This window comes from Mycobacterium angelicum, from assembly GCF_002086155.1.
Lineage (GTDB): Bacteria > Actinomycetota > Actinomycetes > Mycobacteriales > Mycobacteriaceae > Mycobacterium > Mycobacterium angelicum.
The window spans coordinates 14,336-36,525 of record NZ_MVHE01000055.1; the positions used below are offsets into that span (position 1 = coordinate 14,336).

The window sequence follows — 22,190 nt, forward strand, 5'->3', positions numbered from 1 at the left end:
GTTACATGCTCGCGATCAGCCGTTTGACTCTTTCATCGACGGCCCGGAATGGGTCCTTACACAACACCGTGCGCTGTGCCTGGTCGTTCAGTTTGAGATGCACCCAGTCGACGGTGAAATCCCGGCCGGCGGCTTGTGCGGCGCTGATGAATTCGCCCCGCAACCTGGCGCGGGTGGTCTGCGGCGGGTGGTCGACGGCCTCGGCGATTTCTTCGTCGGTGGTGACGCGCGACGCCAGGCCCTTGCGCTGCAGCAGATCGAAGACACCGCGCCCACGTTTGATGTCGTGGTAGGCCAGATCCAGTTGCGCGATCTTGGGGTCCGAGAGTTCCATGTTGTAGCGGTCCTGGTAACGCTGGAACAGCTTGCGCTTGATCACCCAGTCGATCTCGGTGTCCACCTTGGCGAAATCCTGGCTCTCCACGGCGTCCAGCTGGCGACCCCACAGGTCCACGACCTGCTCGATCTGCGCGTTGGGCTCACGGGTCTGCAGATGCTCGACGGCACGGGTGTAGTACTCGCGCTGGATGTCCAGCGCGCTGGCCTGGCGCCCGCCGGCCAGCCGGACCGGCCGGCGGCCGGTGACGTCGTGGCTGACCTCGCGGATGGCCCGGATCGGGTTGTCCAGCGAAAAGTCGCGGAACGCCACCCCCGATTCGATCATCTCGAGCACCAGCGCCGCCGTACCCACCTTGAGCATCGTGGTGGTCTCGCACATGTTCGAGTCGCCGACGATGACGTGCAGCCGACGGTACTTCTCGGCGTCGGCGTGCGGCTCGTCCCGGGTGTTGATAATTGGGCGGCTGCGGGTGGTGGCCGACGAGACGCCTTCCCAAATGTGTTCGGCGCGTTGACTCAAGCAGAAGGTGGCCGCCTTCGGAGTCTGCAGCACCTTGCCCGCCCCGCAGATCAACTGGCGAGTTACCAGGAAGGGCAGCAGCACGTCGGAAATTCGGGAGAACTCACCGGCCCGCACGATCAGGTAATTCTCGTGGCAGCCGTAAGAGTTGCCCGCTGAATCGGTGTTGTTCTTGAACAGGTAGATGTCGCCGCCGATGCCCTCGTCGGCCAGCCGTTGCTCGGCGTCGATGAGGAGGTCTTCGAGCACCCATTCACCGGCGCGGTCATGGGTGACCAGCTGCACCAGGCTGTCGCACTCGGCGGTGGCGTATTCGGGGTGGCTGCCCACATCGAGGTAGAGGCGGGCCCCGTTACGCAGGAAGACATTGGAGCTGCGACCCCAGGAGACCACCCTGCGGAACAGGTAGCGGGCCACCTCGTCCGGAGAGAGCCGGCGATGACCGTGGAAGGTGCAGGTGACACCGAACTCGGTCTCGATGCCCATGATTCGTCGCTGCACATATCGAGAGTACAAGTTGTCCGAGGACGACGGTGAGCAAGCCGCGCCAAGGGGGCGCTAGTCCGAAGACTTTTCGTCCGATTTCGGGGCTTTTTTCTTGCCCTTGGCATCCAGTTCCTGCAGCAGCGTTTCCAGCGCGGTACCGGTGATCCGCCGGAATGCCCGCCGCGGCCGGTTGGCGTCGAGAATGGCGACCTCGAGGCTGCCCACTCCGAGAGGGGGCTGACCGTTGCCCGAGTTCTCCGGGTTGCTCGCCCGCAACGCCTGCACCGCGATGCGTACCGCGTCGGGCAGGTCGGCGTTCTCGGCGTAGGACTCCTTGAGCGCGTTGGTAATCGGTTCGGTCGTGCCGCCCATCACCACGAAGTGCGGCTCGTCAGCAATCGAGCCGTCGTAGGTGATGCGGTAGAGCTCGGGCGGTTTGGTTTCGCCGTAGTGCGCGACTTCGGCCACACACAGTTCCACCTCGTACGGCTTGGCCTGCTCGGTGAAGATGCTGCCCAGCGTTTGCGCGTAGACGTTGGCCAGCTGCCGGCCGGTGACGTCGCGGCGGTCGTAGGCGTAGCCGCGCGTGTCGGCGAACTGGATGCCGCCGCGGCGCAAATTGTCGAATTCGTTGAACTTTCCAGCGGCCGCAAAGCCCACCCGGTCGTATAGTTCGCTGATCTTTTGTAGGGACCGCGACGGATTCTCCGCGACGAACAGCACTCCACCGGCGTAGGCCAGTGCGACCACGCTGCGGCCGCGGGCGATGCCCTTGCGCGCGAGCTCGCTGCGCTCGCGCATCGCCTGCTCAGGAGAGATGAAATACGGAAAGCTCACTTTTCACCGCCATCGGGACCGAAAGTGTCTGCCCGCGAACGGCTTTCGATGATCTCACGGGCCAGTTCGGCAATCCTGCTCTCCGCCACGTCGGCGGCACCGTCGGCGTCGATCGTGACGGCCGTCGGGTAGATGCCGCGGACCAGGTCCGGCCCGCCGGTGGCGGAGTCGTCGTCAGCGGCGTCGTAAAGCGACTCGACGGCAACCCGTAACGCCGAATCGGCGTCGGCGACGCGCGAATACAGCTTCTTTATCGACGACTTGGCGAAGATCGACCCCGATCCCACCGACTGGTAGCCCTCTTCTTCGATGTTCCAGCCGCCGGCAGCGTCGAAGGAGACGATGCGGCCCGCGGATTCCGGATCGGCTGCATGGATGTCGTAGCCCGCCAATAGCGGCAGCGCCACCAGCCCTTGCATCGCGGCGGCCAGGTTGCCCCGCACCATGATCGCCAGCCGGTTGACCTTGCCGGCGAACGTGAGCGGTACGCCTTCGAGCTTCTCGTAATGCTCGAGTTCGACCGCGTACAGCCGCGCGAATTCCACTGCGATCGCTGCGGTACCGGCTATGCCGGTGGCCGTGTAGTCGTCGGTGATGTACACCTTCTGCACATCGCGACCGGCGATCATGTTGCCCTGCGTCGAGCGCCGGTCTCCCGCGATGACGACGCCGCCGGGGTATTTCAGGGCCACGATCGTGGTGCCGTGCGGCAGCTGATCGCCAGCGGATTGGACGCCACCGCTGAGGCTTGCGGGCAGCAGATCCGGTGCCTGACGGCGCAGAAAGTCAGCGAAGGACGACAGGTCTACGGCGGGCTGATTGGTTGACAGGCGATCGGGGAACGGCCAGATCACTGTCCGCCCTTTTGGACGTACGCGCGGACGAAGTCCTCGGCGTTTTCCTCAAGGACATCGTCGATCTCGTCGAGCAGGTCGTCGGTTTCCTCGGTCAGCTTTTCGCGACGCTCCTGGCCCGCGGCCGTGGTACCGGTGACGTCGTCCTCGTCGCCGCCGCCACCGCCACGTTTGGTTTGCTCCTGAGCCATCGCCGCCTCCTGCTTCGTCACGGGCCGCGGGTACGTGTCCATCCGCCCGTTGGCTTTTCTCCACCCTACCGGTCAACACTGACGTTTCCCGGCTTATAGCCCTTAACTGGTTAGTTGCTCTACCAGTTCCACTGCGCTGTCCACCGAGTCCAATAGCGCCCCGACATGTGCCTTGCTGCCGCGCAGCGGCTCGAGCGTTGGGATGCGAACGAGCGAATCGCCCCCCAGGTCGAAGATCACCGAGTCCCAACTGGCCGCGGCGATGTCGGCGCCGAACCGGCGCAGACACTCGCCGCGGAAGTATGCGCGAGTATCCGTAGGCGGGTTATCTACCGCCTCCAGCACTTGGTGCTCGGTCACCAGACGCTTCATCGAGCCCCGCGCGACCAGGCGGTTGTAGAGGCCTTTGTCCAGCCGGACATCGGAGTACTGCAGGTCGACGAGGTGCAGCCGGGGCGCCGACCAGCTCAGGTTCTCCCGGTGCCGGAAACCCTCGAGCAATCGCAGCTTGGCCGGCCAGTCCAGCAGTTCGGCGCAGTCCATCGGGTCGCGCTCGAGTTGGTCGAGCACATGGGCCCAGGTTTCCACGATGTGGGCGGCGCGGGGGTCGGGGTCGCGGCTGTCGACCAGCTTGGCCACCCGGTCGAGGTAGATCCGTTGCAGCGCAAGGCCGGTCAGCTCGCGACCGTCGACCAGCGCCACGGTCTGGCGCAGCGAGGGATCGCGGCTGATCGCGTGCACCGCGTGTACCGGGCGGGCCAGGGCCAGATCGGTCAGATCGATGCCCTCTTCGATCAGGTCAAGTACCAGCGCGGTGGTGCCGAGTTTCAGGTAGGTCGACGTCTCGGCAAGGTTGGCGTCGCCGATGATCACGTGCAGCCGGCGGTATCTGTCCGCGTCGGCGTGCGGTTCGTCGCGAGTGTTGATGATGCCGCGTTTGAGTGTGGTTTCCAGGCCGACCTCGACCTCGATGTAGTCGGATCGCTGGGACAGTTGGAAGCCCGGTTCATCACCGGAGGGCCCGATGCCGACGCGCCCGGAGCCGGTCACCACTTGCCGGGAAACGAAGAATGGGGTCAGGCCGGCGATGATGGCCGAAAACGGTGTCTGGCGGCTCATCAGGTAGTTCTCATGGGACCCGTATGAGGCGCCCTTGCCGTCGACGTTGTTCTTGTAGAGCTGCAGTTTCGCAGCGCCGGGAACGCTGGCGACGTGCCGGGCGGCCGCCTCCATCACCCGTTCGCCGGCCTTATCCCAGATCACCGCGTCGAGGGGGTCGGTGCATTCCGGGGCGGAGTATTCCGGGTGGGCGTGATCGACGTAGAGCCGCGCCCCGTTGGTCAGGATCATGTTCGCCGCGCCGACCTCGTCTGCGTCGACCACCGGCGGTGGGCCGGCCGAGCGACTCAGGTCGAAGCCGCGGGCATCGCGCAGCGGCGATTCCACCTCGTAATCCCAGCGGGTGCGCTTGGCGCGCTGAATGCCGGCGGCGGCGGCGTAGGCGAGCACTGCCTGCGTCGACGTGAGGATCGGGTTGGCGGTCGGGTCCGACGGCGATGAGATGCCGTACTCGACCTCCGTTCCGATAATCCGTTGCATGCGCTAAAGCCTAGGCGTGGCGACGATGCGGCCGCGTAGCGGCCGAGGAGGAGGCGCGCAATGCGGGCTAGGCGTGGCGACGATGCGGCCGCGTAGCGGTGCGCGGCCGAGGCGCGCAATCGAGTGTGCAGTGGTGGCCTCGGGTGTGCTTCCAGGGCGGAAATTCTCGGCAGATCCCGCCCTGGTTACACAGTCGAAGCCGTCAGCTCGGCCCTAATGCGCCAGAGCGCCATTAGGGTAATTCGGGATGAGCCTTTCCCTGCGCCGGGCGCCAGCAGCCGGGGACTCCCCGAGGGCTGCGGCTGAAGCGTGGTTCCTGCACCGCGGCCTCCCAGCGGTGCTGACCAGGCGAGCCCGCTGGCGACGGCTGTGGCCCCGGTCGGCGCCCGCCCTGGCCGCGTACGCGACGCTACATTGCTGGATGCTGCCCGTCCTCCTGATCACCCACGGCGACGAGGTCGTCATCGATGGATCGCCAAGCCCGCGAGAGTGGGCGATCCTCGGTCTGGTCGGCGTCGCGCCGGCACTGATCATGCTGGTCGGCTGGCTGGTGTCGCGGCTGTCGGACAGCCGGACGCGTTCGCTCGCAGCGACGGTCGCAGTCAGCATCGTGGCGATCATCATCGTCGTCGAAACCTCGGTATCGCACCTGCCGGATGCGGCGTTCGTCGCCGTCGCGGTACTGCTACTGACCGCCAGCGGTCTCGGGTCTGTGGTCGCCTGGACGGTGCGCATGGTGCTGTCGCATTTGGCGACGATTGGGGCGCTGGCGATCCGGGCCCTGCCGGTCGTTCTGCTGACCACTTTGGTGTTCTTCAATGGCAACGTCTGGCTGATGTCGGCCACCATCAGCGGAGAACGCCTTGCGTTGGCGGTGCTGTTTTTGATAAGCATCGCCGCCGCGTTTGTCGTTTCGGCCACGGTGGAGCGGGTCAAGCCGATGCTGCGGTCACCGACAGCGGTGCCCAAGGACTGCGAAGAGCTGACCGAAACGCCCTTTGCGGCGATACCTGATCCGCCCAGCAGCCCACCGCTCACCAGAATCGAGCGAGCCAACGTCGTTTTCGTTCTCGCGGCATCCCAGTTGGCGCAGATCGCGGTGGTCGCGGCGCTCACCGCCGCGATTTACGTCATCCTCGGGCTAATCGTGCTCAGTCCGGCGCTGCTCAAAGAATGGGCCCACACGGAATCGGGCACCTCGACACTGCTGGGCCTGACGGTTCCGGTGCCCGACTCGCTGGTACATCTGTGTCTGTTCCTCGGCGCGCTGACATTCATGTACATCAGCGCCCGCGCGGCCGGCGACGCCGACTACCGGTCGACCTTCGTCGACCCGCTGATCCACGATCTGCACAACACGCTGATCGCGCGCAACCGTTACCGCGGCAACATCGCTGCGGGTCGTGTTGACGCCGCTGAGCTGAGTGATTAACTTCACCCTGGTGCCGGCCAAACATGCCCGCGAAGAAGACGTCACCGACATCTCCGGGAAACGCTACGGCGAGGTCCTTCTCGTAACCCCAGGCGAGGCCGGACCTCAGGCCAGCGTCTACAACAGCTTCCCGCTCAACGATTGCCCCGCCGAACTGTGGTCTGCGCTGGACGCGCAAGCACTCGCGACCGAACACGGCGCGGCGGGGGCACTGCTCAATGGCCCCCGCTACTGGCTGATGAACGCCATTGAGAAAGCGCCGCAGGGGCCGGCGATCACGAAGAGCTTCGGCGGCATCGAGATGCTTTTGCAGGCCACCGTGCTGCTGTCGTCGATGAACCCGGCGCCCTACACCGTCAACCAGGTGAGCCGCAACACGGTCTTCGTCTTCAACGAGGGCGAAGAGGTCTACGAGCTGCAGGACCCCAGGGGGCAGCGCTGGGTGATGCAGACCTGGAGTCAGGTGGTCGACCCCAACCTGTCGCGAGCCGACCTGCCCAAACTGGCCGACCGCCTCAAGCTTCCCGACGGGTGGTCCTACCACTCGCGCGTGCTGCCAAATGAGCTCAGGATCGACACCACGACCCGCGCTGCCCAAGTCCTTCAGGACGACCTGACGAACAGCTATTCGCTGGCGAGCGCCTAACCCAAGCGGTTCGGCAGCCAGCTGCGGTGACGGACGGCGGCCCTTCGGGCGGCTTTGGCAAGCGCCTTATCCGGCAAGTGCTGACCTAGCGCGTCGAGCACGACCCCCGTCTCGGCCGCGGGATGTCGCCACATGTTTTCGAGTACCTGCAGCGGCTCGGACAAGCTGGTGAAGAAGCTGCATAGTCCTTCCGGATCGGCCAGATCACTCGCGAGCACATCGACAAGCACCGCGATGTCGACGAAGCTGGCGAGGGTCTCGGGAGACGCGCATCCTCGCTGTATCAACCACAACGCCGCATGGCCTGCGACCGGAGTGTCCAACATCTGACGGACAAACGGTTCGGCTTCCTCGATAGCAAACATGTGCAGCGCGGTAAACCCCATCACCCGGCTGGCGGCGCTAGAGGCCGCCACGATGGCCTCGCTGAGCATCTGCACCCGCTCGATGGCAGCGCGGTCAGGCTGCCAGTTCGCGACCAAATCCTCATGTCCGGTGTCAGCCGTCGTCAACATCGCGTCGATCAAGCCTGCGCCGTCGGCATTTTGGACGTCGCCGGCGCGATGCAGCACATACCCAGCGTCATCGAGATAGTCCGGCAGGACATGACGGCCGAAGGCGGTCAGCGCCACGGTGCCGGCAGTCCAGTAGCTGCGCCCGAACCGCTTCGGCACCTCCTGTCGGTCAGTCCATCGCACTACGCCGGCCTCCTCGAGGATCTCAAAGATGAAGCTCATGTTCTCGTCGGTGAATGTGTCGAGCATGTCCTCATCCGCCCAGTACGGGTCCAGATGCCGACTTACCACCGATTGCGCCCACTCCAGGAAGGACTCGAACGGCATCTCGGCGGTGTCTTGCGCGAGCAACGGAGCCAACCAATGCACGACCCCGTCGTCGAGCAATTCGTGAAGATCGTTGAAATACGTGACGCGGCCGGAGGACCGCGACTGCGACGGACCCAGCTCGACGACCGCCGAAAAAAGTGCCTCCGCACGCGCGACCGCCGGCCGCATTTCCCAAGCCTTTACCGGAACCAAACGATGCCGATGCGTCCGGACCGCTCCGGCTGCTTTTGCAAAGGCGACGATCAAGTTCAGCCGCTGCAGTTTGGCGGTCGAACGCGTGCGCCAGGTCTTGTTGCCGATTTTGAGATCCATCTCGTCGCCGGTGTCAAGCAGCTCAACCAGCGCACGACCGTCGACCAACTTGAGGTTCCCAGCGTCCGTCAACGGCTGTCCGTCCGGGCCCAAATAGTCGCGCAAGGCATCGAATTTCGCCAGCAACGGCGCGGCGACCGCGGCGGCCTCCACGTCGGCGGCCGGCGGCGGGACGTAGACGAACGGCAACTCGTATGACCCAGGTGCCCCGGCCGTGTCCGAGTCACCACCGCCGGCAGTGGGGCTGCCCATCTCTTCGCGCACGGTCGGCAGGAGGTCGGCAGCCAGGCGCCTCAGCCGATTGGCGCGGTCGATACCGCCGACGAGACGTCCGCTGGCTGCCATGAAGTCGACGTAGACACCCACCGCGTTACACAGAAACTCGGCGCCATTCACGTGCCCTGCGAAGCGGCGCGGACACCAATCGAGCAGAAACTGCGTGACGTCGCCGGGACTGAAATCGTCGAGAACACCGCTCGATTCGTGATACCGCCAGTCCAGGAATATCTCGACGTCGGTGACCACTCCGGCCCGTTCGGGAGGGGGTCGATCCAGCCAGCAGTCAAGCTCGTGAAGCAGCGCGACACGCGCCGCGTGATAGGCGTCGTCGTCGCCGGGACCGAATTGAAGGCGCACCCTTGCGACGCTAGTCGGGGGGACCGACAAATTCGCTACAAGTACTGACCCAGATTCGACTCGGTGTCGATGGCTCGCGACGCGCTCGACGACTTACCGGTGACCAAGGTGCGGATGTAGACGATCCGCTCGCCCTTCTTGCCCGAAATCCGTGCCCAGTCATCGGGATTGGTGGTGTTGGGCAAATCCTCGTTCTCGGCGAACTCGTCGACGATCGAGTCGAGCAGGTGCTGAATGCGCAGACCCGGCTGACCGGTTTCCAGTACCGACTTGATCGCGTTCTTCTTGGCGCGGTCGACGACGTTTTGGATCATGGCCCCGGAGTTGAAGTCCTTGAAGTACATGACTTCCTTGTCACCGTTGGCGTAGGTGACCTCCAGGAACCGGTTGTCGTCGATCTCGGCGTACATCCGGTCGACGACCTTCTCGATCATCGCCTTGATGCAGGCCGTGCGGTCGCCTTCGAACTCGGCGAGGTCGTCGGCGTGCACCGGCAGCGACTCGGTCAGGTACTTCGAGTAGATGTCCTGGGCCGCCTCGGCGTCGGGCCGCTCGATCTTGATCTTCACGTCCAGGCGCCCGGGGCGCAGGATGGCCGGGTCGATCATGTCCTCGCGGTTTGACGCGCCGATCACGATGACGTTTTCGAGTCCCTCGACGCCGTCGATCTCGCTGAGGAGCTGGGGGACGACCGTCGTCTCGACGTCTGAGGAGACCCCGGTGCCGCGGGTACGGAAGATCGAGTCCATCTCGTCGAAGAACACGATCACCGGCGTGCCTTCGGAGGCCTTTTCGCGCGCCCGCTGGAAGATCAGCCGGATGTGACGCTCGGTCTCGCCGACGAACTTGTTCAGCAGTTCGGGGCCTTTGATGTTGAGGAAGTACGACTTGGCCTCACGTGAGTCGTCGCCGCGGACCTCAGCCATCTTCTTGGCCAACGAGTTTGCCACCGCCTTGGCGATGAGCGTCTTACCGCAGCCGGGCGGACCGTAGAGCAGCACGCCTTTGGGCGGGCGCAGCGCGTACTCACGGTAGAGCTCCTTGTGCAGGAACGGCAGCTCGACGGCGTCGCGGATCTGCTCGATCTGACGGGTGAGGCCACCGATGTCTTCGTAGCTGACGTCGGGCACCTCTTCGAGCACCAGGTCTTCGACTTCGGCTTTGGGAATGCGCTCGAAGGCGTAGCCGGCTTTGGTGTCGACCAGCAGCGAGTCGCCCGGGCGCAGCTTACGCGGCCGGGTGTCGTCGTTGAGGGCGTCGGGGTGACCTTCGGGAAGGTCCTCGGCGACCAGCGGTTCGGCCAGCCACACGATGCGCTCCTCGTCGGCGTGGCCGACGACGAGGGCCCGGTGACCGTCGGCGAGAACCTCACGCAGCGTGGAGATCTCGCCGACCGATTCGAAGGTTCCCGCCTCGACGACGGTCAGGGCTTCGTTGAGCCGGACCGTCTGCCCTTTCCGGAGGGACTTGGTGTCGATGTTGGGCGAACACGTGAGGCGCATCTTGCGACCCGAGGTGAACACGTCGACGGTTTCGTCGTCGTGAGCCGACAGCAGGACCCCGTAGCCGCTGGGCGGCTGCCCTAACCGGTCGACTTCCTCGCGCAGCGCCAGCAGTTGCTGGCGGGCTTCTTTAAGAGTTTCCATTAATTTGGAATTGCGGGCCGCAAGCGAGTCGATCCGGGCTTCAAGTTGATGGACATCGCGCGCAGAGCGCGCCGGATTGTGCTGTCCCCCGGCGTTCTCCAGTTGCTCGCGCAGCACCGCTGCTTCACGCCGCAGCTGTTCGAGTTCGGCAGCATCTTCGCTGGACAGGGGGATATCGCGGGGGGTCTTGAATGCTTCAGAACGCTCTGATTCACCCATGTTGCGCTCCTTTCCCGCACCAGGAATGGCGTGGCGGATACTTCAACGCTACCGGCGATTGCCGCTTGATGTGCGGAGTCAAATGCCCCGAAACGCTGATGAAAAGTAACAACTTGGGTCTCGCTGGTAATCTCAGCTTCCAATCGAGCCGAGCGAAAGGATCGCCGTGACTGCGAAATCCCTAGCCACGGGCATGGAAGCCGGCGCGGTGATCGGTACCGGCGCGGCCAGTGTGACTTCGATTGCAATCGCCCACCGCTCGTAGCCGCTGGATGCACCGAAGCGTTCGGGTAACCCTCGTAGCCGCCATCGTCACGGCGGCGCTGAGCCTCGCGGGGTGTTCGCAAAACGATCACAAGACATCGCCGGCCGCCGAACCATCGGTGCCCTCCGCCACGTCGAGCGTGGTGCCGGCGCGGCCGACCGGCCCGCTGCCCGCGCCCGAAGCGCTGACCGATGTGTTGTCACGGCTCGCCGACCCGGGCGTCCCGGGAGCCAACAAGCTGAACCTCGTCGAGGGCTCCACTCCTGAGACGGCCGCCGCGCTGGACCGGTTCACCACCGCCGCACGCGATGGCGGCTATCTGCCCATGACGTTTGCGGCCAACAACCTCGCCTGGTCGGACCGGAATCCGTCCGACGTGGTGGCCACCGTCGTCGTCACCACCGCCCAACCGAACAACCGCCAGTTCACCTTTCCGATGGAGTTCACCCCCGCCCAGGGCGGTTGGCAGCTGTCCAGACGAACCGCGGAAATGCTGCTGGCGCTACAGAACTCACGGAACTCGACACCGCCATCCACTCCGGCTCCGGAGCCCGGTCCAGCTCCAGCCCCAACGCCGGAACCGAGCCCGCCGGAGTCCCCGGCGCCGGCCCCCGCTCCCCCGGGCTAAGGGCGCGGATGTGGATCGGCTGGCTTGAATTCGACGTGTTGCTGGGCGACGTGCGATCACTCAAGCAGAAGCGCTCGGTGATCCGGCCCGTCGTTGCGGAGCTACAGCGCAAGTTCAGCGTCGCCGCGGCCGAGACCGGCACACAGGACTTACACCGACGGGCGGGCATCGGCGTGGCCGTGGTCTGCGGCGAGCGCGGCCACGCCGTCGATGTGCTCGACGCCGCCGAGCGCCTCGTCGCCGCGCATCCCGAGTTCGAGTTGCTGTCGGTGCGCCGGGGTCTGCACCGAAGCGATGACTAGCGGCGATTGGCCGCTAGCCGTCGCGTCCCACACGTTTGCGGCCCAATGGCGCGGGTGCGACGGCGCCGGGCGCCAGACGGCGTGTTGCCACCAGAAAAGCTGTGTGCCCGCGCATCGAATGCTGCGGCCGAACGGCTAGCCCCACCACGTTCCAGCCCCGCTGCATCGTCTCCCAGGATCGTGGCTCGGTCCAACACTGCTGCGCCCGCAGCGCCTCGACGACCTTCGACAGCTGGGTGACGGTGGCGACATAGATCACCAGCACCCCGCCGGAGACCAGCAGCCGCGCCACGGCGTCCAGTACTTCCCACGGCGCAAGCATGTCCAGCACGGCTCGATCCACCGAACCGTCGGGCAGATCGGAGTCGGCGAGGTCGCTGATGATCAGTCGCCAGTTGTCCGGCGCATCGCCGTAGAAGGTACTGACGTTGCGCCGGGCGTGCTCGGCATGGTCGGCGCGTTGCTCGTAGGAGATCACCTGTCCCTGCGGGCCGACCGCACGGAGCAGTGACAGCGTCAGCGCGCCGGATCCGGCTCCGGCCTCGAGTACCCGGGCGCCGGGGAAGATGTCGCCCTCGTGCACGATCTGCGCGGCGTCCTTGGGATAGATCACTTGCGGGCCGCGGGGCATCGACATGACGTAGTCGACCAGTAGCGGGCGCAGCACCAAGAACAGGGCGCCGTTGCTCGATTTGACGACGCTGCCCTGCTCCAGCCCGATTACCGCGTCGTGGGCGATCCTGCCGCGATGGGTGTGAAACTCCGCGCCCGGGGTGAGCGACATGGTGTAGTGGCGACCCTTGGCGTCGGTGAGCTGAACACGTTCGCCGACGGTGAACGGGCCGGTTGTTGACACGGCGTCTAGCGTGCCAGCCGACGCGCCGCAACAGGTGCCCGGGGTTGTCAGGGCACCGTCCTAGGCTGCGGGCATGACACGGCCGGCGCTGTCACCGTCGCGGGCGGCGGACTTCAAGCAGTGCCCGCTGCTGTATCGTTTCCGCGCGATCGACCGGTTGCCTGAAGCGCCGTCGCTGGCACAGCTGCGCGGATCGGTCGTGCATGCAGCCCTCGAGCAGCTCTACGGCCTCCCGGCGGTGCAGCGCGACCCGGACACGGCATGCTCACTCGTGGAGCCGGCCTGGGATCAGGTGATGGCCGACGAGCCCGACCTGGCCGCCGAGCTGGACCCTGCCCAGCGCACCCAACTGCTGCAGGAGGCCCGCGTCTTGTTGGCCGGCTATTACCGGCTCGAGGACCCGACCCGGTTCAGCCCGCAAAGCTGCGAGCAACGCGTGGAGGTTGAGCTTGCCGACGGCACGCTGCTGCGCGGCTTCATCGACCGGATCGACGTCGCCGCCACCGGCGAGCTGCGGGTGGTCGATTACAAGACCGGCAAGGCGCCGCCGGCCGCGCGGGCACTGGCCGAGTTCAAGGCGATGTTTCAGATGAAGTTCTACGCGGTCGCGCTGTTTCGTTCCCGCGGGGTGCTGCCCGCCCGGCTGCGGCTGATCTATCTGGCCGACGGGCAGCTGCTGGACTACTCCCCCGACCGTGATGAGCTGCTGCGGTTCGAGAAGACCCTGATGGCCATCTGGCGGGCGATTCAATCCGCGGGCCAGACCGGCGATTTCCGCCCCAGTCGGTCGCGGCTGTGCGATTGGTGTCCGCACCGACAGCACTGCCCGGTCTTCGGGGGCACGCCACCGCCCTACCCGGGGTGGCCGGAACACCCAGCGGCCGAAGGTGTTTCGTGCCCGACCGAGCCGGCGGCATGAAAGGCTGCTATTACCAGCGTCTGCCTGCTGCCGGTGAGTATGCGGCGTTCGACCCGACCGACTACACCCGCAGCAACTGGAGCCCCGAAATCCAGCACGGCTCGCCGCCGTTGGCCCTGCTGACCAAGTTGATCGAGGAACTGTCGGAGGGTTCCGGCTTGCGGATCGCCAGCCTGCGCCTCGACATTCTCGGGGCGATTCCGGTGGCAGCGCTGAGGACCCGGGCCTGGGTGGAACGGCCCGGATCGCGTGTGTCGATGATGGTCGCCGAGATGGTCGCCGACCGCGTGGTGGCACGGGTGAGCGCGTGGCTGATAGCGGTCTCCGACACCGCCGACGTCGCATCCGACCGGTATCCGCCGCTGGTGGAGGGACCCGCCGTGGCGCGCCCGGCGGCTTTCGTCGACGTGCGCGGCTACTTCGACGCGCTCGACTGGCGCCCGCAGCACCAGGCCGAAGGCCAGTCCGCCGCGGTTTCCTGGATGCGCCCCACAGCCCACATCGTCGACGCCGAGCCGACCACGGCATTGCAGCGGCTAGCCGCAGTGGTGGACTGCGCCAATGGCGTCGGCGCGATCCTGGACCCCAGGCGGTACTTCTTCATGAACACCGATACGACCGTGCACCTGCACCGACTTCCGACGGGAGATGATTTCGCACTGCGCGCTCGCGCCTCCGTCGGTCCGGACGGCGTGGGCGTAACCACGACAGAGGTGTTCGACAAGACGGGTTTCGTCGGCACTGCGGCCCAGACACTGCTGGTTCAGCGCAGGTGATCAGTCCAGTGGGGACATCTCCTGCAGCACGGTCGGAACGAGTTCGCTGACGGTCGGATGGATGTGCATGGTGCGCGACAGTGTGGTGTAGGGCGCTTTGGCCGACATGACGTCAAGGATGGCGTGCACGACCTCGTCCCCGCCTACGCCAAAGATGGCCGCGCCCAAAATCTCGTCGGTGTCGGCGTCGACGACGACCTTCATAAAGCCTTGCGTCTCACCCTTTTCCACGGCTCTGCCCACCCTGGTCATCGGCCGCTTACCGACCAGCGCCCGCCGGCCCGACGCGCGAACCTGGTCCACGGTCATGCCGGCGCGCCCTAGTGGCGGGTCGATGTAGAGGGCGTAGGTGGTGATCCGGTCGCTCACTCGTCGCGGGTCGTCGTCGAGCAGGTTGGCGGCGACGATCTCGAAGTCGTTGTACGAGGTGTGGGTGAAAGCGCCTTTGCCGTTGCAATCGCCCAGCGCCCAAATGTGGTCGACGTTGGTCTTGAGTTGGTCGTCGACCAGGATGTAGCCACGGGCGTCGGTCTGCACACCGGCCGCCTCCAGCCCAAGGTCGTCGGTGTTCGGGCGGCGGCCTACTGCCAGCAACAGGTGGCTGCCCGGAATGGGGGTGGCACCGGCACTGGGGGTCAACTCAAAGCCTCCAAAAGCACCGTCCTGCTTGGCAACCCGCACATCGTCGGCGCCGGTGACGATGTTGATGCCTTCGCCCGCGAGGACTTCCCTGATGGTCGCCGAGACGTCCTCGTCTTCCCGGCTTGCCAGCCGAGGTCCCCGTTCCACCACCGTGACTTCAGCCCCGAACCGGCGGTACATCTGCGCGAACTCCAGTGCGATGTAGCTTCCGCCGACGATGATGAGATGCTCTGGCACCGTGTCGAGTTCGAGGATCGACACGTTGGTGAGAAAGTCGACGTCGTCAAGTCCGGGAATGTTTGGTACCACCGCGCGGCCGCCGACGTTGAGGAAGATCCGATCAGCTTGCAGCACTTGGTCATTGACCCGCAGCGTGTGGGCATCCTCGAACCGCGCGTGGCCACGGAAGACGGTGCAGCCGGCCATGCCGTCCAGCCATTTTTCGACGCCCCTGCGGTCGTCGAGCATGATGCCGTCTTTGCGCGCCTTAACTTTCGCCATGTCCACGCTGATGGTTCCGGTGCCGACGCCGTATTCCGCGCCGCGCCGCGCAAGATGAGCGGCGTGGGCGCTGGCCACCAGCGTCTTGGTGGGGATGCAGCCAGTGTTGACGCAGGTACCGCCGACGTGTTTGCGCTCCACGATGGCGACGCGCTGGCCCGCTGCGGTCAGGCGGCCCGCCAGCGGTGGTCCGGCCTGGCCGGCGCCGACGATGATCGCGTCGAAATTCTCTGTCACAGAGCGGCCGCCGTCGCGACGATGGCGAAGCCACCCAGAACGGCAACGGCATCTTCTAGCAGCGCGATCGGCAGGTCATGACCGCCGCGGGCGGCTACCAGCCGGCGGCGCGCCTGATAACCCCCGAGGGTGCCCAGCACGGCGCCGATCACACCGGCGCCCAGTCCACCCCACCGGTAACCCCAGGCGGTGCCGATGACCGCACCGGCCAGCCCGCCCAAGATGATTCGCACGGCGAACACCGGCGTGGCTGTGCGCGGCGGTGTCTTGGGAAGTTTGTCGTTCACCAGTTCAGCAACCGCCAGAATGCTCAGCGTCACCACCGTGACGATGTTGGCCATCCACGATGCCCACGTGTGGTCGAGGTTGATCCAGCTCAAGAAGGCGGCCCAGGAGACCGCCGCGGGAGCAGTCACAGAACGCAGTCCGGCGACGACACCGATCAGAAGAGCCAAGAGCAGGACAAGGACTTGCGTCACAGCGATCCCTCCTGGGACAGACGAATAACCGCGGCAATCGACCTAGCGGACGCTAACACAGCGCCCGCCCCGTCACACGATCAGAATCGGCAGAACCTGATGTCTGATGCCAGGATCGCTTTGGCCCCGATCGCGGCGAGCTCGTCCATGATGCGGTTGACGCCCCGGCGTGGCACCAAAGCACGGATTGCAACCCAATCCGGATCCGCCAGTGGCGCGATGGTCGGAGACTCCAGCCCCGGGGTGATCGACGTGGCCTTCTCAAGTACCGAACGCGGGCAGTCGTAGTCAAGCATCAAGTACTGCTGGCCGAACACCACGCCCTGGACCCGCGCGACCAATTGGTCGCTTACCTCGCTTTGGTCCTCACTATCGCGGCCGACCCGCTCGATCAGTACTGCCTCCGAATCACAAAGCGGCTCACCGAAAGCCACCAAATTGTGCATGCTCAACGTGCGGCCAGAGCCCACCACATCGGCGATGGCATCGGCCACACCGAGTTGCACGGAAATCTCCACCGCGCCATCGAGTCTGATGACCGTTGCTTCAATACCCTTGTCTTCCAGGTCTTTTCGAACCAGGTTCGGGTAAGCGGTGGCGATCCGCTTATTCGCCAGGTCGGCCACCGTCCAGGTCCGTCCGGCCGGGCCGGCATAGCGGAAGCTCGACGACCCGAAACCCAGCGCCAAGCGCTCACGCACCGGCGCTCCCGAGTCGAGTGCCAGATCGCGTCCGGTGATCCCGAAATCAAGCTCTCCCGAACCGACGTAGATGGCTATGTCCTTGGGTCGCAAGAAGAAGAACTCGACGTTGTTGACCGGATCGATGACGGTGAGGTCTTTGGGATCGGTCCGGCGGCGATAGCCGGCTTCGGACAGGATCTCGGTGGCCGGCTCACTCAGCGCACCCTTGTTCGGAACGGCCACCCTCAACATGCTCATAGCTTCCGGTAGATGTCGTCGAGGGACAGCCCGCGCGAGATCATCAACACCTGCGTCCAATACAGCAGCTGGCTGATCTCCTCGGCCAGCGCTTCGTCGGGCTCGTGCTCGGCGGCCAGCCACACCTCGCCGGCCTCCTCCAGGATCTTCTTACCCAGGGCATGTACCCCGCCGTCCAGTGCAGCCACGGTCGCGCTGCCGGCCGGACGGGTGCGGGCACGCTCCCCGAGTTCGGCGAATAGATCCTCGAACGTCTTCACGGCCAGCGATTGTTCCACGTGCCGGCGAGCAAAGTCACGGCGGTTTAGGCGTGCCGGGCCCGCGAAGGTGCGCAGATGTTCAGCTTGAGCGGCGTGTTCGTGTACGAACACGCGCGCTCGCCGCCAAAACGGGGAGGCTCAGTCCTCTGGGTTGTAGCCGAGGTTGGAGCTCAGCCAGCGCTCGGCTTCCCGCAAAGTCCAGCCCTTGCGCTTCGCGTAGTCGGCGACCTGGTCCTGAGCCATCCGGCCGACCACAAAGTACTGCGACTGCGGGTGCGAGAAGTACCAGCCGCTGACGGCGGCACCCGGCCACATCGCCATCGACTCCGTCAGCTCGATTCCGGTCCGCTCGGTGACGTCCATCAGCTTCCAGAGCGTGGCCTTCTCGGTGTGCTCCGGGCAGGCCGGGTAGCCGGGAGCAGGACGGATGCCCCGGTACTTCTCATCGATGAGTGCCTCGTTGTCGAGCTGCTCGTCCGGTTGGAATCCCCAGAATTCCTTGCGGACCCGCTGGTGCATTCGTTCGGCGAACGCCTCCGCCAGCCGGTCGGCGAGCGACTCCAGCAGGATCGCGCTGTAGTCGTCGAGGGCCGCCTTGAACTCCGCGATCTTTTCTCCGCTGCCGAGCCCCGCGGTGACGGCGAAGGCGCCGACATAGTCGGCCAAGCCAGTGTCCCTGGGGGCGACGAAGTCGCCCAGCGACCGGTTCGGGATTCCCTCGCGATGCTCGCCCTGCTGGCGCAGGTTGTGCAGCGTGGTCAGCACCTGGGTTCGGGTGTCGTCGGTGTACACCTCGATGTCGTCACCGCCAGGGCTAGCGTTGGCCGGGAAAAAACCTATCACCGCGTTGGCGGTCAGCCACTTCTCCTTGATCAGGATGTCGAGCATCTGCTGGGCATCGTCATAGAGCTTGCGGGCGGCCTCGCCCGAAGCCGGGTTGTTGAGGATGTCGGGGAATCTGCCCTTCATCTCCCAGGCGTTGAAGAACGGTTGCCAGTCGATGTACTCGCGCAACTCGGCGAGGTCGTAGTCCTGAAACTCCCGCACGCCGAGTCCCTGGGCGGGCACCGGCGGGGTGTAACCGTCCCACTCGATCGGCGTCCGATTCGCGCGGGCCTTCTCCAGCGTCAGCATCGGCCGCTCGTTCTTCTGAGAGTGCCGTTCGCGCAGGGCTGCGTAGTCCTTCTCGGTGGCTTCCAGCAGGGCCGGGCGCTGCTTGTCGTCGAGCAGCGCGGCAGCGACCGGCACCGAGCGGGACGCGTCCTTGACCCAGACCACCGGACCGCTACGACGCGGCGACACCTTCACGGCCGTGTGGGCGCGCGAGGTGGTTGCGCCACCGATCAGCAACGGGATCTCCAGGCCCTCGCGTTCCATCTCGGCGGCGAAGTTGACCATCTCGTCCAGCGACGGCGTGATCAATCCCGACAGCCCGATGATGTCGGCGTCGTGCTCCTTCGCCGCGGCCAGGATCTTCTCGGCGGGCACCATCACGCCGAGGTCGATCACTTCGAAGTTGTTGCACTGCAGGACAACCCCGACGATGTTCTTGCCGATGTCGTGGACGTCGCCCTTCACGGTCGCCATCACGATCGTGCCGTTGGTATCCTTCGCCGCTCCTCCAGTTTGGGGGGTGCCGTTCTCCTCTTTCTCTTTCTCGATGAACGGCAGCAGGTACGCAACGGCCTTCTTCATCACCCGGGCCGACTTCACCACCTGCGGCAGGAACATCTTCCCCGAGCCGAACAGGTCACCGACGACGTTCATGCCGTCCATCAGCGGGCCCTCGATCACCTCGATCGGCCGCCCTCCCGCTGCCGCGATCTCGGCCCGCAATTCCTCGGTGTCCTCATCGACGTTAGCGTCGATGCCTTTGACCAGGGCATGCGTGATCCGCTCGCGGACCGGCAGGCTGCGCCACTCGGCTGCCACCGGATCCTCGGATTTCTCCGAACTGTTGAACCGTTCGGCGATCTCCAGCAGCCGCTCGGCCGCATCCTCGCGACGGTTCAGCACGACGTCCTCGATGCGGTCGCGCAGTTCGGGATCGATCGAGTCGTAGGGCACCAGCGCACCGGCGTTGACGATGCCCATGTCCAGGCCGGCCTTGATGGCGTGGAACAGGAATACCGCGTGGATCGCCTCACGAACGGGGTTGTTGCCGCGGAACGAGAACGACACGTTCGAGATACCGCCGGAGATGTGCACTCCAGGAAGGTTCTCCTTGATCCAGGCGCAGGCCTCGATGAAGTCGATCCCGTAGGTCGCGTGCTCCTCGATACCGGTCGCCAGCGCGAAGCAGTTCGGGTCGAAGATGATGTCCTCGGCCGGGAAGCCGACCTCTTCGGTCAGGATCCGGTAGGCGCGCCCGCAGATCTCCTTACGGCGCTCCAGGTTGTCGGCCTGTCCCTTTTCGTCGAAGGCCATCACGACGACGGCGGCGCCGTACTTGCGACACAGCCGGGCCTCGCGAATGAACTTCTCCTCGCCCTCCTTCATGGAGATCGAGTTGACGATCGGCTTGCCCTGCACGTTCTTCAGGCCCGCCTCGATGACCTCCCATTTGGAGGAGTCGATCATCACCGGGACGCGGCTGATGTCCGGCTCGGCCGCAATCAGCTTGGTGAACCGGTCCATCGCGGCGACGCCGTCGATCATCCCCTCGTCCATGTTGATGTCGATGACCTGCGCACCGACCTCGACCTGCTGCAGGGCGACCGACAGTGCGGTGTCGTAGTCCTCGGCCTTGATCAGGTTGCGGAACCGGGCGGAGCCGGTGATGTTGGTGCGCTCGCCAATGTTCACGAACAGCGAATCGTCGGTGATGTTGAGCGGCTCCAGGCCGGCCAGACGGGTCGCCACTTGAATTTCTGAGATGTCGGGCAGCTGGCGGGGCTGCTTGCCCTCGACGACCTTGGCGATCTCGGCGATGTGCGGCGGCGCCGTCCCGCAGCAGCCACCGACCAGGTTGACCAGGCCGGCGTCGGCGAAGTCGGCGATGTAGCCGGCCTGACGTTCCGGGGTCTCGTCGTACTCGCCGAAGGCGTTGGGCAGACCGGCGTTGGGGTAGCAGGAGACGAAGGTGTCGGCGATCCGGGCCACCTCGGCGATGTAGGGCCTCATCTCCGGTGCACCCAGCGCGCAGTTGAGGCCTACCGCGATCGGCTTCGCGTGCCTAATCGAGTTCCAGAAGGCTTCGGTGACCTGACCGGACAACGTCCGCCCGGAAGCATCGGTGATGGTGCCCGAGATGATCACCGGCCAGCGGCGTCCGCGCTCCTCGAACAGCGTCTCGACGGCGAACACCGCCGCCTTGGCGTTCAGCGAGTCGAAGATCGTCTCGATCATGAGCAGGTCGGCACCGCCGTCGACCAGGCCGTTGGCTGCCTCGAGGTAGGCGGCGACCAGCTGGTCGTAGGAGACGTTGCGGGCACCGGGGTCGTTGACGTCCGGCGATATCGACGCGGTGCGCGTCGTCGGACCGATGGCGCCGGCGACGTAGCGGGGCTTTTCCGGGGTGCTGAATTCGTCGGCGGTGTTGCGGGCCAGGGCGGCGCCGGCATAGTTCAGCTCGTAGGCCAGGTCAACCATGTCGTAGTCGGAGAGCGAGATCGCGTTCGCGTTGAACGTGTTGGTCTCGAGGATGTCGGCGCCGGCCTCGAGGTACTCGCGGTGGATGCCGGCGATGATGTGTGGCTGCGTCAGCGTGAGCAGGTCGTTGTTGCCCTGAAGGGCGGTCGGCCACTCCGTGAACCGGTCGCCGCGGTAGCCGGCCTCGTCCGGCCGGTCGCGCTGGATCGCCGTGCCCATCGCGCCGTCGATCACCATGATGCGCTGGCGCAGAGCAGCCGTCAGTTCGTCGGTGCAGTCGGGGCGGATATTGGGCTCAAAGGCGTTCACGCACGTTCCTTCCGTAGTGGAAGGCGTCCTTGACTCTGCCGAGCGTGGCGGATACCGGTAGGGACCGGAGAACCGTTGCAACGCCTCTCGACGGTGAAAAGTCTACGTCGTCACCCGACGTCTGGACGCCCAGCACGACCCGCTCGGCTTGGCTTTCCCGGTCCCTCGAGCGCCAACTCGCGGATCTTCGCGGCAGTGTCGGACACAGTCACACCACAAGAATAGTTGCCCTATGGAATTTCCTCAGTCGTTGACAGCGCTCTGACAGGTGACACCGGCTTTGCCGGTCCCGATAATCGCTGGGCTGCACCCCGTACCCTGAATCCTGTGACTTTGCCCGACGGTGGCATCAGCCTGCCCGAACTGGACAACGCCATCGTCGTGGCGGCGTTCGAGGGCTGGAACGACGCCGGCGATGCGGCCAGCGACGCCGTCGCGCACTTGGCCACCACCTGGGATGCCGTTCCGGTCGTGGAGATCGACGACGAGGCCTATTACGACTACCAGGTGAACCGTCCGGTAATCCGGCAGGTCGACGGGGTAACGCGGGAGCTGGTGTGGCCGGCGATGCGGATCTCGTACTGCCGGCCGCCGGACAGTGATCGGGACATCGTGCTGATGTACGGGGTCGAGCCGAACATGCGCTGGCGCACGTTTTGCGACGAACTGCTGGCGATCATCGACAAGCTAAACATCGACACGGTGGTGATCCTTGGGGCGCTGCTGGCCGACACGCCGCATACCCGGCCCGTGCCGGTCACCGGCGCGGCCTACTCCCCCGACTCGGCCCGTCAATTCGGTCTGCAGGAAACCCGCTACGAGGGGCCGACGGGTATCGCCGGGGTGTTTCAATACGCTTGCGTCGCGGCCGGCATCCCCGCGGTGACGTTCTGGGCCGCAGTGCCCCACTATGTTTCCCACC

At 65.5% G+C, this 22,190-nt stretch carries 20 protein-coding genes; 7 read left to right on the forward strand and 13 right to left on the reverse strand.

Annotated features, from left to right (window positions below):
• Position 1 precedes the first annotated feature (1 nt).
• From pafA to dop, 5 genes are all read right to left on the reverse strand, one after another.
• Complete coding sequence (pafA, locus tag BST12_RS22620; RefSeq protein ID WP_139801853.1) at positions 2 to 1,360, reverse strand: Pup--protein ligase; 1,359 nt, start codon at positions 1,358 to 1,360, stop codon at positions 2 to 4.
• Positions 1,361 to 1,417: 57 nt separating this feature from the next.
• Positions 1,418 to 2,182 carry a proteasome subunit alpha gene (gene prcA, locus BST12_RS22625; protein WP_083115496.1) on the reverse strand — a complete coding sequence of 255 codons (765 nt, stop codon included), beginning with the start codon at positions 2,180 to 2,182 and terminating at the stop codon, positions 1,418 to 1,420.
• Positions 2,179 to 3,036 carry a proteasome subunit beta gene (gene prcB, locus BST12_RS22630; protein ID WP_083115497.1) on the reverse strand — a complete coding sequence of 286 codons (858 nt, stop codon included), beginning with the start codon at positions 3,034 to 3,036 and terminating at the stop codon, positions 2,179 to 2,181. The genes prcA and prcB overlap by 4 nt, the downstream gene beginning before the upstream one ends.
• Positions 3,033 to 3,227, reverse strand: coding sequence for a ubiquitin-like protein Pup (locus BST12_RS22635; RefSeq protein ID WP_036361021.1), 195 nt, complete (start codon positions 3,225 to 3,227; stop codon positions 3,033 to 3,035). Before BST12_RS22635 ends, prcB begins: the two co-directional genes overlap by 4 nt.
• A 102-nt stretch (positions 3,228 to 3,329) precedes the next feature.
• Positions 3,330 to 4,826 carry a pup deamidase/depupylase gene (gene dop, locus BST12_RS22640; RefSeq protein ID WP_083115498.1) on the reverse strand — a complete coding sequence of 499 codons (1,497 nt, stop codon included), beginning with the start codon at positions 4,824 to 4,826 and terminating at the stop codon, positions 3,330 to 3,332.
• A gap of 247 nt (positions 4,827 to 5,073) precedes the next feature.
• Here dop and BST12_RS22645 point away from each other — a divergent pair, with 247 nt between their 5' ends.
• Together BST12_RS22645 and BST12_RS22650 are read left to right on the forward strand one after the other, a co-directional pair.
• On the forward strand, positions 5,074 to 6,258 hold the full coding sequence (locus tag BST12_RS22645) for a hypothetical protein (RefSeq protein ID WP_211281340.1): 1,185 nt from the start codon (positions 5,074 to 5,076) through the stop codon (positions 6,256 to 6,258).
• Positions 6,259 to 6,268: 10 nt separating this feature from the next.
• Positions 6,269 to 6,904, forward strand: coding sequence for a hypothetical protein (locus BST12_RS22650; protein WP_083115512.1), 636 nt, complete (start codon positions 6,269 to 6,271; stop codon positions 6,902 to 6,904).
• Here BST12_RS22650 and BST12_RS22655 read toward each other — a convergent pair.
• Positions 6,901 to 8,697 carry a hypothetical protein gene (locus BST12_RS22655; protein WP_083115499.1) on the reverse strand — a complete coding sequence of 599 codons (1,797 nt, stop codon included), beginning with the start codon at positions 8,695 to 8,697 and terminating at the stop codon, positions 6,901 to 6,903. The two genes, BST12_RS22650 and BST12_RS22655, sit on opposite strands and share 4 nt — an antisense overlap.
• Before the next feature lie 35 nt (positions 8,698 to 8,732).
• On the reverse strand, positions 8,733 to 10,562 hold the full coding sequence (gene arc, locus BST12_RS22660) for a proteasome ATPase (protein WP_083115500.1): 1,830 nt from the start codon (positions 10,560 to 10,562) through the stop codon (positions 8,733 to 8,735).
• A 272-nt stretch (positions 10,563 to 10,834) separates the two neighbouring features.
• Between arc and lppK the strand changes: the two genes are divergently transcribed.
• On the forward strand, positions 10,835 to 11,455 hold the full coding sequence (gene lppK, locus BST12_RS22665; protein ID WP_083115501.1) for a lipoprotein LppK: 621 nt from the start codon (positions 10,835 to 10,837) through the stop codon (positions 11,453 to 11,455).
• 8 nt (positions 11,456 to 11,463) lie between these two features.
• Positions 11,464 to 11,757, forward strand: coding sequence for a DUF503 domain-containing protein (locus BST12_RS22670; protein WP_083115502.1), 294 nt, complete (start codon positions 11,464 to 11,466; stop codon positions 11,755 to 11,757).
• Positions 11,758 to 11,770: 13 nt separating this feature from the next.
• Here BST12_RS22670 and trmI read toward each other — a convergent pair whose 3' ends face one another.
• Positions 11,771 to 12,613: a tRNA (adenine(58)-N(1))-methyltransferase TrmI gene (trmI, locus tag BST12_RS22675; RefSeq protein WP_083115503.1), complete on the reverse strand. Its 843-nt coding sequence runs from the start codon at positions 12,611 to 12,613 to the stop codon at positions 11,771 to 11,773.
• Positions 12,614 to 12,686: 73 nt separating this feature from the next.
• Between trmI and BST12_RS22680 the strand changes: the two genes are divergently transcribed.
• Positions 12,687 to 13,532 (forward strand): RecB family exonuclease, encoded by an 846-nt coding sequence (locus BST12_RS22680; RefSeq protein WP_083115504.1) that lies wholly within the window; start codon positions 12,687 to 12,689, stop codon positions 13,530 to 13,532.
• Entirely contained in the window at positions 13,529 to 14,308 is a 780-nt protein-coding gene (locus tag BST12_RS22685) for a thioesterase family protein (RefSeq protein WP_083115514.1), read from the forward strand. Before BST12_RS22680 ends, BST12_RS22685 begins: the two co-directional genes overlap by 4 nt.
• Here BST12_RS22685 and BST12_RS22690 read toward each other — a convergent pair whose 3' ends face one another.
• The 5 genes from BST12_RS22690 to metH form a co-directional block, all read right to left on the reverse strand.
• The gene (locus tag BST12_RS22690; protein ID WP_083115505.1) at positions 14,309 to 15,688 is read right to left on the reverse strand and encodes an FAD-containing oxidoreductase; all 1,380 of its coding nucleotides are present in this window, start codon (positions 15,686 to 15,688) and stop codon (positions 14,309 to 14,311) included. It lies immediately after the preceding gene.
• Positions 15,685 to 16,167 (reverse strand): glycine zipper 2TM domain-containing protein, encoded by a 483-nt coding sequence (locus tag BST12_RS22695; protein ID WP_083115506.1) that lies wholly within the window; start codon positions 16,165 to 16,167, stop codon positions 15,685 to 15,687. The genes BST12_RS22690 and BST12_RS22695 overlap by 4 nt, the downstream gene beginning before the upstream one ends.
• Before the next feature lie 80 nt (positions 16,168 to 16,247).
• Positions 16,248 to 17,102, reverse strand: coding sequence for an ATP phosphoribosyltransferase (hisG, locus tag BST12_RS22700; RefSeq protein ID WP_083115507.1), 855 nt, complete (start codon positions 17,100 to 17,102; stop codon positions 16,248 to 16,250).
• 2 nt (positions 17,103 to 17,104) lie between these two features.
• Positions 17,105 to 17,386, reverse strand: a complete 282-nt coding sequence (locus BST12_RS22705; RefSeq protein WP_083115508.1) for a phosphoribosyl-ATP diphosphatase — start codon at positions 17,384 to 17,386, stop codon at positions 17,105 to 17,107.
• Between the two features lie 120 nt (positions 17,387 to 17,506).
• Complete coding sequence (gene metH, locus BST12_RS22710) at positions 17,507 to 21,268, reverse strand: methionine synthase (protein ID WP_139801854.1); 3,762 nt, start codon at positions 21,266 to 21,268, stop codon at positions 17,507 to 17,509.
• Between the two features lie 327 nt (positions 21,269 to 21,595).
• On the opposite strand from metH, the gene BST12_RS22715 reads away from it, so the two are divergent.
• Positions 21,596 to 22,190 (forward strand): PAC2 family protein (locus BST12_RS22715; RefSeq protein WP_083115510.1); only part of this gene is annotated, 595 nt, incomplete at its 3' end.